Source organism: Candidatus Arthromitus sp. SFB-turkey (assembly GCF_001655775.1).
Classification (GTDB): domain Bacteria; phylum Bacillota; class Clostridia; order Clostridiales; family Clostridiaceae; genus Dwaynesavagella; species Dwaynesavagella gallinarum.
This window is the reverse complement of sequence record NZ_LXFF01000004.1, coordinates 56849-68513: the sequence shown is the minus strand read 5'-3', so window position 1 is coordinate 68513 and position 11665 is coordinate 56849. Positions and strand designations below refer to the sequence as shown.

Below are 11665 nucleotides of genomic sequence, written 5' to 3'. Positions count from 1 at the left end.
GGCAACTTTTTTATTTAAATATTTTTCTTTTCTGAACTTTTTTTCATATAGGTATTTTGATGATATGTGATTTTCTATTTCATAAAATTTTACAGCATTATTTTTAAAATTTAATACGCAATTTCCAAAACATTGATCTTTATGATAACAAACAATTGAACATATAAGAGATAGAGGATTATTTTTAAAAAGTATTTCTCCAGCTTCGTGTAAATTTTTATTTTTATATAGTTCAATTATTTTTGGTATATCTGTACTTATAGGGCAGTGAGATTTACATTTTGGTTTTTTACACAATAAACATTTATTGCTTTCTTCTAATAGAAATTCATCATGATTACTCATACAAAAAATTCTCCTTTTATGGTTGTTTAAAATATTTTTATAAAATTCCAACTATCAAAAACTAATTAGAATTAATTATACATCAATTAACAAATAATAATAATAAAATAAAAAGAGTATTTAAAAAAATAAATACTCTTTTAATGTACATTATCTAGATTTACAAATTTTGAATATTGTCCTATCCACGCAAGTTTTACAGTTCCTACTTCTCCATTTCTATGTTTTGCAATAATACATTCAGCAATATTTTTAAATTCAGTATCTTTATTGTAGTATTCATCTCTATATAAAAGTAAAACAATATCTGAGTCTTGTTCAATTGATCCTGATTCTCGTAAATCAGAAAGCATTGGTCTGTGATCAGATCTTTGTTCTGGTGCACGAGAAAGCTGGGAAAGTGCAATTACTGGACAATCAATTTCTTTTGATAAAGCTTTTATAAATCTTGAAATTTCAGATACTTCTTGTTGACGACTTTCAGTTCTTGTATTTCCACTCATAAGTTGAAGATAATCTATTATAATTAAATCAATTTCGTTAGAAAATTTTAGTTTTCTGCATTTTGCTCTCATTTCTGAAATTGAAATATTTGGAGTATCATCTATAAAAATTTTAGCATCAGCCAAGGTTCCTATTCCACTGGCTAATTTATCTAAGTCTGAATCATCTAACATACCTGTTTGGAGTTTTTGCATGTCTATTTTTGTAATAGAAGATATTAATTTATTTGTTAATTGTTCTTTACTCATTTCTAGAGAAAATATTAATACGGTTTTTTTATCTTTAATAGCTACATTTTCTGCAATATTTAATGCGAATGTTGTTTTTCCCATAGATGGACGAGCTGCAATTAAAATCATTTGAGATTTTTGAAAACCAGAAGTTTTCATATCTAAATCATAAAAACCAGAAGATACTCCAACAAATGAATTTTTATTTATATATAAGTTTTCAATATTAGAGAGAGTTCTATCTAAAATATTGCTTATTGATTCTATTTGAGATTTATCTTCTGATAAAGACATATCAAAAATATTTTTTTGTATGTTTTCAATTAAAATATCTGGATCTTCTTTTTTGTAAATTTTCTCTAAAGTATTGTTTGACAAATCAATTAATTTTCTAAGCTTAGAATTATCTTTTATTATTTTTATGTGTGTTTGTATATTTGCAACAGTTGCAATTGAATCTGAAATTTCTGTTATGTAAGTAGAACCACCTGAAGATTCTAAAAGATTATCTTTTTTCAAATATTCAATTAGAGAAATTATATCTATATGTATATCTTTTAAAAATAATTTTTTTATGGTTTTAAAAATATGTTTGTGGGCATCTTTATAAAAGTCATTTGTATTTAGAGTTTCAATTACTTCATAAATAATATTTTTGTTTATAATCATTGCCCCTAAAACAGTTTGTTCTGATTCTATATTGTTTGGTGAAATTTTATTTTCCATAATCTTGTCCTTATTTATAAAACTTTACTTCTATTAAACTATTGTAAAGAGGTTATGTCAATTGACAAATAAAATAATATTAAATTATAATAGTTTATAATTTTAAACTTTAAGTTTAATATTTATTAATTATGGAGATTATTATGAAAATAGGTAAGAAGATAAGACATTTGCGTATAAAAAATGGGTTAACTCAAGAAGAGCTTGCAGATAGGAGTGAATTATCAAAAGGATTTATATCTCAACTTGAAAGAGATTTAACTTCCCCATCTATTGCAACTCTTGTTGATATATTAGAATGTTTAGGAACGAACTTAAAGGAATTTTTTAGTGAAGAAAATAATGAAAAAATTTGTTTTAGTAGTGATGATTATTTTGTAACTAATAATGAGGAACTTAAAAATAATGTACACTGGATAGTACCTAATTCTCAAAAAAATAAAATGGAACCAATTATTGTACATTTAGAAAAAGGAGGGAAAACTTTAAAAGAGGATCCTCATGAAGGAGAGGAGTTTGGATATGTGTTTCAAGGAAGTATATATTTAAATCTTGGAAGTAGAAAAATAAGAGTAAAAAAAGGAGAGTGCTTTTATTTTTCACCAATAGTAGACCATTACATAGAAAACACATCAAATTCAATTGATGCACAGGTCCTTTGGATAAGTACTCCTCCAAATTTTTAATCTTTTAAATATTTTTAACTAAATCACTATCTTTAAATACAAAACTTGTTATATCATTTATTGTCTCAGCACAAATTACTTTTATATCTGTTAAGTCTTTAGGTATATCATTTTCATTTTCTTTTGGTATTATTACGTATTTTAAGCCTTTTCTTCGTGCTGCATATATTTTTTCAAATATTCCACCAACAGGTTTAATTTTTCCTTTAATGGAAATTTCACCAGTTATAGCAATATCTTGTCTTATAGGTTTATTTAAAATAGAGCTTAATATACATATTGTTATTGCAGCTCCCGCAGAAGGTCCATCTATTTTTCCACCGCCAATTGCATTTAAATGAACATCATAATCATTTAAATCTATTCCTGTTAATTTTCTTATAACAGTAGATGCGTTAAATACAGAGTCTTTTGTCATAGATCCTGCGGTTTCATTAAATCTAAACTTTCCTTTTGATGTTCTCTTAGCTTTGAAAGTTTCTGATTCAAAATCAAGAATTGATCCTAAGAATCCAGAAACACCTAAACCTTTTATAAGTCCTACTTGTTCATCAAAATCTTTAGAAATTTTTATAAAAGGAGAAGTTCTTGAAGAAGATAAAACTTCTTTTGTAATTTCTTTAGTTATTTTAATTTTTTCATTATCTTTTAAATCTTTATTTTTATAAAGAGCATATCCGTAACAATCACTTATTATATTTGTGGCTTTTCTTCCTTCAATGCAGTGTTCACTTATAATTTCAGAAACACCATCTTCAAGTTCAACATTTAATTTATTTGAAGCATTTATTACAATTGTTTCAATATCTTTGGACGTTAAGGGTTCAAAATATATTTCAGCGCATCTAGAGCGAAGAGCAGGATTTATTTCATGAGGTTCTCTTGTAGTAGCTCCAATTAAAATAAAATCAGCGGGTGCTCCATGTTCAAATAAAAATTTAACATATTTAGGTACATTTTCATCATCAGGATCGTAATAAGCAGATGAAAAATCAACTTTTCTATCTTCTAAAACTTTTAAAAGTTTGTTTTGAAGAATAATATCTAACTCTCCGATTTCATCTATAAAAAGTATTCCTCCATGAGCATCTGTTACAAGACCTGGTTTTGGTTCAGGAATACCAACTTCTGCTAAATCTTTTTTGCTTCCTTGATAAATTGGATCGTGAACAGAACCTAAAAGAGGATTTGTAACTTCTCTAGGATCCCACCTTAAAGTTGTTCCATTTACTTCTATAAAATTTGATTTTTCATTAAATGGAGTAAAACTAAATTTTTTAGCTTCTTCAAGAGCAATTCTTGCAGCAGAAGTTTTACCAACTCCAGGAGGTCCATAAATTAAAATATGTTGTGGATATGGAGAAATAAGTTTAGATATTAAGGACTTAATTGAGTTTTTCTGACCAATTATTTCATCAAAAGATTGAGGTCTTAATATACTTTGTATATTTTTATTAAGATTCTTTTTAGTGAGCATCTCAAGTTGAGCATATTTTTTAAGTGTTTTTGTATTTTCAGGACCTTTATTTTTCTTTATAATTTGTAATTTAATTTCATCAATATACTTTTCTTGTTTTTCATTTAGTATTGCTTCAACTTCGCTTTCAAGTTTACTTTGAATATATCGTCTACTAATTTCTTCTACGATTATATCTCTTGTTTTTAAATATGTTTCTTCTAATTGTTCATTAGAAGGAATTTCCATTAAAGATTTCCCATCACTAGCTATTACATTTATTGCATAAAGTTTTTCATTAACGTTTTTACTTGAAATATGTTTAATTAATTTAAATTTAGATGCTCTAGATTTTATAGTATTTTTATCAAATAATTTTTCAAGCATTTCGTATAATATTTTTACTCTAAATTCAATATCATTACTTTTTTGTAGTAACTTCTCAATTTCATCTATTGTAACTTCTGATTTCAAATTATCTCCCCCTTAAATGTATAAAATTAATTATCATCTTCATTAATAACTTTTAATACCATGTTTACTGAAACTTCTGGGCATAATTTTATAGAAATTGGGTAATTACCTAAAGCTTTCACTTGATCAAATGATATTTTCTTCTTATCTAAATTTAAATTAAAAAGAGAATTAATTTCATTACAAATGTCTTTAGAAGTAATTGAACCAAATAATTTTCCATTATTTCCTATTTTAGTTTTTATTATGATTTCTTTTCCTTTTATATTTTTTGCAATTTGTTGAAATTCCTCAACCTTTTGTACGTGAGCTTGACGCTCCTTTTCTTTTTTATAGTTTAATGTATTTAAATTTGAGTCATTAGCTTCAATTGCAAGTTTTTTTGGAAACAGAAAGTTTCTAGCATATCCATCAGATACTTCTATTAAATCATCTTTTTTACCTACATTTTTAATATCACTTGTTAATATAACTTTCATAAAAATACCTCCATAAAAGTTAAATAAAATTATGTTAGTACTTAATATTTTAGTTTTAATATTTTTATTTTTCAAGATTTATTAAATCTTTTATTTAGTTATATTTTAGAGAAATATTAAAAAGGTAAAATTCATTGCATTAATATTATGTAGTATTGTTAAAAAATTATTTAAAAATTCTTAATTAAGTAATGTAAATATATATATATTTGTATATTTTCATCCAAAAATAGATTTAAATAAAAAAACAGATGAAAATTATTTATATTTTCACCTGTTTTAATTTAAGAATTTTTTAGTTCCTCTAATTTTTTTTCAACATCAATTCTTGGAAACAAATTTTCTCCTTTATTTATTGAAACTCCAGATTCTGTTCCATCAAAATTTTCAATTGAATCAAAATTATCTAGCTTATAATTAAGTTTCTGTTTTATTTTTAATGATGTATCAGGCATAAATGGAGATAAAAGAATAGATACAACTCTTATTGATTCACACAAATTGTATAAAACAGTGCCGAGTCTATCTTTTTTACTTTCATCTTTTCCAAGTACCCAAGGTTCTGTTTCATCTATATATTTGTTAGATAAACTAATAACATTAAATATTTCACTTAAAGCATTTGAAATTTTAAGTTCATCCATATTTTTAGTCACAATATTTTTTAAATTTTTAACGTTATTTATTAAATTTAAATCTACATCTAGAATTTCTTTTTGAGAAGGAATAACACCACCGAAATATTTTTCAACCATAGATATTGTTCTTGAAACTAAATTTCCAAGTAAGTTTGAAAGATCAGCATTTGTTTTTAATATAAACAATTCGTTATTAAATATTCCATCATTTCCAAAGGTAACTTCACGAAGAAGGAAATATCTTATAGCATCAATTGGAAAGTGTTTTGATAAAATAATTGGATCAATAACACTGCCTTGAGACTTAGACATTTTATTTCCATCAATTAAAAGCCATCCATGTCCAAAAACTTGTTTAGGTAGTGGAAGATTTAAAGCAAAAAGCATAATTGGCCAATAAATTACATGAAATCTAACAATTTCTTTTCCAACTATATGTAAATCTGCAGGCCAAAAAGATTCCATTAAATTTTCTTCATCATTTTTGTATCCAAGTGCAGAAATATAATTTGAAAGTGCATCAATCCACACATATATTACATGGTCTGAGTCAAAATTTACAGGTATACCCCATTTAAAGCTAGTTCTAGATACACATAAGTCTTGAAGACCTGGTTTTATAAAATTATTAATCATCTCATTTTTTCTAGATTCAGGTTGTATGAAATGAGGATTATCTTCTATATATTTTAAAAGTTTATCTGCGTATTTACTTATTTTAAAAAAGTAAGCTTCTTCTTTTTGAAGAGTAACATCTCGTTTGCAGTCTGGACATTTTCCATTTTCTAATTGAGATTCAGTAAAAAATGATTCACAAGGTACGCAATAATGTCCTTCATATGTTCCTTTATAAATATCTCCATTTTTATAAAGAGTTTCAAAAATATTTTGAACTGTTTTAATGTGATAAGGGTCTGTTGTTCTTACGAATTTATCATATTTTATATTAAATAAATCCCAAAGTTCTTTTATTTTGTCTACAATTTCATCAACATAATCTTTTGGATCTTTAGAAGCTTTTTCCGCATTTTGTTGAATTTTTAATCCGTGTTCATCTGTTCCCGTTAAAAAAATTGTATCATACCCTTGAAGTCTTTTAAATCTAGCTAAACAATCACTTATTATTGTTGTATAAGTATGTCCAATATGTAAATTTCCAGAAGCATAATAAATAGGTGTTGTTATATAATAAGTATTTTTCATTCTCAATTCATCCTTTCAATTAATTTAAAAATTCAAATAAATTACTTGAGTTAAGAGGGGAATTTTTATTAGAAAATGTAACTGAAATAAAAATATCTTTAGGTTTAGGAATATAATCTTTAACTTTTAAACAAGTTTTAGAAATATATTCACTGTTTATAACTTTTTTATTTACAACAACTTTAGAATTTGGAGTAAAATTATCTCCAAAAACGTAAGTAACATTATTTTCAGTTTTTATGTTAGTTATTATTGGAGAATTATTACCTATTTTAATTTGTTTTTTTTCATGAGGAAAAATTTTATTTTCATAAATGTTATTATGTTTTATATCAAGTAGTAATTGTTTTTCGTATTCATTGAAATCTTCATGTTTTTTAAAAATATTTCTAAATTTTTGATATATAGTAGTGTTTAAATTTAAAGAGTTTAAAATTTCTGATAGGAATTCATAAGAATGAAGATTTTCATCATTAAATTCAATATTTTTTGATTTATCCGATGTTATTATTAAATAAGGAGTTTTAAAAAAATCTTCATTTGATAAAGTTTTATTAAATGTACTGTGATTTTCTCCAAGAGTAGGTAAATGATCACTATAAAATATTAAAATATAACTTTCATTTAAATTATTTAAAGAATTAATTAGATTAATTATGAACTCATCAACATGTTTAATAATATTTACATAATTTTGAAGTTCTATTCTTTCTTTTTCCGTTAAAACACTACTTTCTACGGTGATATCTTCATTTATTTGTGTGTTATAAGGTCCATGAGCTTCAACAGTAACTCCAAATATAAAGTCTTTTTCAGTAGTAGAGAGTATTTTATTTTTAATTTCATCAATAATTAAATTATCTTTGTACCAAAAATTTTCACTTCGATCTCTATTTGAAATAGTCTCAAGAGGTATAAATGTATCAAATCCAAGATTTTCATAAGCTCTAACTCTGTTATAAAAAGTTGAAAAGTAATTATGTATAGAAGTAGTTGAGTATCCGTAATCTTTAAAAATATGAGCTATACTTTCTACAGAATTGTGGTTTAATAAATTTAAATAAGGCATTTTTGTATATAGTTTTTCCATACTTATTCCTGTTAATATTTCAAATTCTGTCTGAATTGTTCCTCCTCCAATTACAGGAACTATAATTTCCCCATTTTTATTATTTTTACATAGTTCACGATAATTTTTTAGAGGATCTTGTGAAAAATTAACATTTTTTAATTTTAAAGGATCAAATATAGATTCTAACTGAATTAATATAATGTTATCTTCGGGATATTCATTAGATGGATTATACTCTTTGAGTTTATTTTTAATTTCAATTACTTTGTTTACATTATAATTTGAAGTAATGTTATTTGAAAAAAATATATCTGTTGATCTATAAAATGAATAAAAGAATCCATTTTTGTTATATGTATCTGTGATGTTAAAATCACTTACTGTATAAGTAAGTGATTTTCCATAATTAAATAAATTTATTTTTAAAATTAAAAATGAAGTTAAAAATAATACATAACAAAATAAATTTAAAAGTTTATTTTTTGTGTTAAATAATTTAACGTCTATATTATAAAAATTTTTTATTGTAAAAGTTAAAATTAAGGTTATACAAATTATTATTAGAAGAAAATTTATAATTACGGCTTTATTTATGTATTTTGAAGCTATATTTGTTGCTTCTTTAAAAAGAAAAATATCCTCAAAAATAAGAGGAGTTGATTTAAAAAAAGAGTTTATATTACTTACAAAAGCAAGAATACACCAAACACTATAATGTATATTACATAAAATTATAGGTTTTTTGAATATAAACACATAAGTACTTGAAAATGTAAAAAATAAAATTAAGAAAAACATTGTTAAAGGATTAGTTGATGTTAAAAATTTTTTGAAAGATTCAATATTTGGTCTATGTATAAGTTCTATTAATATAAAATAAAATATCGAAAGTGATAAATACCAAAAAATATATTTTTTATAGGAAATTTCATCTTTAAAATATTTTGACATGTTATTATCTCTATGAAAAATACAAAACACCATGAAAGATATTATACATTGAAATATATTTGAAATAAAGTATAATATTTTTGAGGTGTTTAATATGGATAAAAATGAAATGATAAATGATAAATTAACAAAAGTTTGCTTATGCAAAGGAGTTAGTAAACATACAATTAAAGAATGTATAAGAGAAGGAGCAAAAACAGTTGAGGAAGTTTCACAAAAGTGTGGAGCAACAACTGGAGGATGTAAGGGACGTAGATGTATTGATAAAATTAATGAATTAATAAATGAATATAAAGTGTTATAAAAAAGAGAGAACAAAAAGTTCTCTCTTTTTTATATAAATGGATTAAAAAAACGACCATTGTTTATAAACAAAAAAACTATCGATATTATTACAATGCATAAGAAAAATAGTATTGATATAAAATCATTTTTTTTAAAATCTTTTTGATTATACCAAGTTCTTTTTTTGTTGTATCCAAATGCACGAAGTTCCATTGCACATGAAATTTTTTCAATTCTTTCAAGGCTTGAAAAAATTATTGGAATTAAAATTAAAAATACATTCTTAATTCTTTTATGAAGTTTTTCATTTTTTGATAAATCTATACCTCTAGCTTGTTTTGAAATGGAAATGTTTTTATAATCGTTTATTATATCAGGAATGTATCTAAGTGAAAGAGAAACAGCGTAAGAAATTTTATAGTTTACACCAATTTTATTTAATGATGAAGCAAATTCACTTGGATTTGTTGTAAGTATAAATATTAAAGCTATAGGTATAACGCTAAAATATTTTAATGTTATATTTATTTGATAAAATAATTGTTCAAGAGTTATGGAATATGGTCCAAATAAATTAATTAAAACTGTTTTTGTTCCATAAATTTCAGTTCCCGTATTAGGTGAAAAAATGTATATAAATATATTATTTAAAACTAAAAAAAATAATATAAACATGAGTACAAAAGAAACATCTTGTATTTTTAGTTTTGATAGTTTAAACAAAAATAATCCAAATATTATCATAAATGATAAAATCCTAGTATCATAAGTTATCATTGTAGTAATACACCAAAGTAAAAAACATATGAGTTTAGTTGCTCCATTTAAATTATGTACGAAAGAATCTTTATGTATATATTCCAGTATTAATTTCATTTATTTCGAATACTCCTATCATATGTTATAAATTTATTTATAAAATCTTCAGTAGATTTTATATTACATTTAATAGAAAGTTCATGAAGAGAAGTTTGTTTTAAATTTGCTTTTTCAATGATTTCTTCATTTGATAAAATTTTTGAAGGAATATCATCTCCAATTTTTTTCCCATCGGAAATAACTATACATCTATCAGCGTATTCAAGAAGTAGATGCATATCGTGAGTTATCATGATTGAAGTTATTCCATGATTTGTTAAACTTTTTATAAATTCCATAATTTGAGTGTAGTGTTTAAAATCTTGTGCTGCAGTTGGCTCATCTAAAATTAAAATTTTAGGATTCATAACAAGTATTGAAGCAATTGTTACACGTCTTTTTTGTCCGAAACTTAGGGCTGATATTGGCCAGTTTCGCATTTCATATAAATCGCATATCTTTAAAATTTCATTAACCTTTTCTTTTATTTCATTAGAATTAAGATTTAAATTTTTAAGAGCAAAAGAAATTTCATCAAAAACAATTGTGTGACTTATCATTTGATTAGGATTTTGCATTACATATCCGATTATATTTGAACGCTGATATATAGTGTAGTTTGTAATATCTTTACCATTGAAAATAAAACTTCCAGAATTGTTTTTCATAAAACCGCACATTAACTTTGAAATTGTAGATTTACCAGCTCCATTTTTTCCAACAATACATAAAAGTTCATTTTCAAATACTTTAAAAGAAACATCTTCTAATATTTTTTTTGAATTGTTATAGGAAAAAGTGATATTTTTACACTCAAAAATAGGAGTTTTATTTAATTTATCTTCACACTCATAATTTAAAGAGTTATAAAATTTATTTAAAGATGGTTGTATTAAATTTTTATCTATGTTATTTAAATTTTCAAGATCTAAATCTTTTGAAATTTCAATTCCAGCGTATTTTAAAGCAGTTAAGTACAAAGGTTCTCTTATACCACATTTTTTTAACAAATCACTTTTTAATAAATCATTGGGAGCTCCACTAAAAATTATTTCTCCATCACTAAGTAAAACAATTTTATCTAAATTTAATTTTAAAATTTCTTCAAGTCTGTGTTCAATTATGATCATTGTTTTATTTGTTTTATGTGTAATAGTGTTAATTAACTCTATTGTATTTTTTGAAGTTTTTGGATCTAAACTAGCAAGTGGTTCATCGAATAATAAAATATCAATTTCATCAACTATAGCGCCACCAAGAGTAACTTTTTGTTTTTGACCACCTGATAGATTATGAGGATTTGAATTTAAAAAATTATCCATTCCAATTAGCTTTGAAACTTCTAAAACTTTTTTATACATAGTTTCTTTATTAACACATAAATTTTCAAGTTTAAAAGCTATGTCTTCTGCAGAAGTTAAAGCGATAAATTGGTTGTCAGGATCTTGTAAAACAGTTCCTACAATTTTCGATATTTCAAATATTGACATATCTTTCGTATTTTTTCCATTTATTTTTAAAGATCCTTCAATAATACCGCTATAAAAAAATGGAACGAGTCCATTTATAGAATTACATAAGGTACTTTTTCCACATCCAGACTCTCCAAGAATTAATACTTTTTCACCTTCATATATATCTAAATTAATATTTTTTAAAGTGTAATTTTGTTGTGAATCATACTTAAAACCAAAGTTTTTAAATTCAATTAATTTTTTTTTCATTTTAAATAAGTACCTCTAATTTTGGAAAATTTAT

The 11665-nt window shown here is 24.0% G+C and carries 9 protein-coding genes and 1 pseudogene; 2 read left to right on the top strand and 8 right to left on the bottom strand.

What is annotated here, in order from left to right:
• Together A6P36_RS00520 and dnaB are read right to left on the bottom strand one after the other, a co-directional pair.
• Nucleotides 1-345, bottom strand: a pseudogene (locus A6P36_RS00520) (NAD(P)-dependent oxidoreductase); the annotation flags it as partial.
• Nucleotides 346-485: 140 nt separating this feature from the next.
• Nucleotides 486-1805: a replicative DNA helicase gene (gene dnaB / locus A6P36_RS00515; RefSeq protein ID WP_066760254.1), complete on the bottom strand. Its 1320-nt coding sequence runs from the start codon at nucleotides 1803-1805 to the stop codon at nucleotides 486-488.
• Nucleotides 1806-1948: 143 nt separating this feature from the next.
• Between dnaB and A6P36_RS00510 the strand changes: the two genes are divergently transcribed.
• Entirely contained in the window at nucleotides 1949-2491 is a 543-nt protein-coding gene (locus A6P36_RS00510; protein ID WP_066760253.1) for a helix-turn-helix domain-containing protein, read from the top strand.
• 4 nt (nucleotides 2492-2495) lie between these two features.
• Here the strand turns inward: A6P36_RS00510 and lonC are convergent, their stop codons facing one another.
• The 4 genes from lonC to A6P36_RS00490 form a co-directional block, all read right to left on the bottom strand.
• Complete coding sequence (gene lonC / locus A6P36_RS00505; protein ID WP_066760252.1) at nucleotides 2496-4421, bottom strand: Lon family ATP-dependent protease; 1926 nt, start codon at nucleotides 4419-4421, stop codon at nucleotides 2496-2498.
• A gap of 26 nt (nucleotides 4422-4447) precedes the next feature.
• Nucleotides 4448-4900 (bottom strand): 50S ribosomal protein L9, encoded by a 453-nt coding sequence (rplI, locus tag A6P36_RS00500; protein WP_066760251.1) that lies wholly within the window; start codon nucleotides 4898-4900, stop codon nucleotides 4448-4450.
• 284 nt (nucleotides 4901-5184) lie between these two features.
• Nucleotides 5185-6741, bottom strand: coding sequence for a methionine--tRNA ligase (metG, locus tag A6P36_RS00495; RefSeq protein WP_066760250.1), 1557 nt, complete (start codon nucleotides 6739-6741; stop codon nucleotides 5185-5187).
• Between the two features lie 19 nt (nucleotides 6742-6760).
• Nucleotides 6761-8764 (bottom strand): LTA synthase family protein, encoded by a 2004-nt coding sequence (locus A6P36_RS00490; protein WP_066760249.1) that lies wholly within the window; start codon nucleotides 8762-8764, stop codon nucleotides 6761-6763.
• A gap of 94 nt (nucleotides 8765-8858) precedes the next feature.
• Between A6P36_RS00490 and A6P36_RS00485 the strand changes: the two genes are divergently transcribed.
• Nucleotides 8859-9068, top strand: coding sequence for a (2Fe-2S)-binding protein (locus A6P36_RS00485; RefSeq protein WP_066760248.1), 210 nt, complete (start codon nucleotides 8859-8861; stop codon nucleotides 9066-9068).
• Nucleotides 9069-9097: 29 nt separating this feature from the next.
• Here A6P36_RS00485 and A6P36_RS00480 read toward each other — a convergent pair whose 3' ends face one another.
• Both A6P36_RS00480 and A6P36_RS00475 read right to left on the bottom strand, forming a co-directional pair.
• Nucleotides 9098-9925 carry an energy-coupling factor transporter transmembrane component T family protein gene (locus A6P36_RS00480; RefSeq protein ID WP_066760247.1) on the bottom strand — a complete coding sequence of 276 codons (828 nt, stop codon included), beginning with the start codon at nucleotides 9923-9925 and terminating at the stop codon, nucleotides 9098-9100.
• Nucleotides 9922-11631, bottom strand: a complete 1710-nt coding sequence (locus A6P36_RS00475) for an ABC transporter ATP-binding protein (protein WP_066760246.1) — start codon at nucleotides 11629-11631, stop codon at nucleotides 9922-9924. The genes A6P36_RS00480 and A6P36_RS00475 overlap by 4 nt, the downstream gene beginning before the upstream one ends.
• Nucleotides 11632-11665: the final 34 nt, after the last annotated feature.

What these genes read in the sequence shown, in the direction of transcription:
- dnaB (WP_066760254.1), bottom strand. Translation starts at nt 1,805, where the DNA reads ATGGAAAATAAAATTTCACCAAACAATATAGAATCAGAACAAACTGTT.
- A6P36_RS00480 (WP_066760247.1), bottom strand. Translation starts at nt 9,925, where the DNA reads ATGAAATTAATACTGGAATATATACATAAAGATTCTTTCGTACATAAT.
- metG (WP_066760250.1), bottom strand. Translation starts at nt 6,741, where the DNA reads ATGAAAAATACTTATTATATAACAACACCTATTTATTATGCTTCTGGA.
- A6P36_RS00485 (WP_066760248.1), top strand. Translation starts at nt 8,859, where the DNA reads ATGGATAAAAATGAAATGATAAATGATAAATTAACAAAAGTTTGCTTA.
- rplI (WP_066760251.1), bottom strand. Translation starts at nt 4,900, where the DNA reads ATGAAAGTTATATTAACAAGTGATATTAAAAATGTAGGTAAAAAAGAT.
- A6P36_RS00510 (WP_066760253.1), top strand. Translation starts at nt 1,949, where the DNA reads ATGAAAATAGGTAAGAAGATAAGACATTTGCGTATAAAAAATGGGTTA.
- A6P36_RS00490 (WP_066760249.1), bottom strand. Translation starts at nt 8,764, where the DNA reads ATGTCAAAATATTTTAAAGATGAAATTTCCTATAAAAAATATATTTTT.
- A6P36_RS00475 (WP_066760246.1), bottom strand. Translation starts at nt 11,631, where the DNA reads ATGAAAAAAAAATTAATTGAATTTAAAAACTTTGGTTTTAAGTATGAT.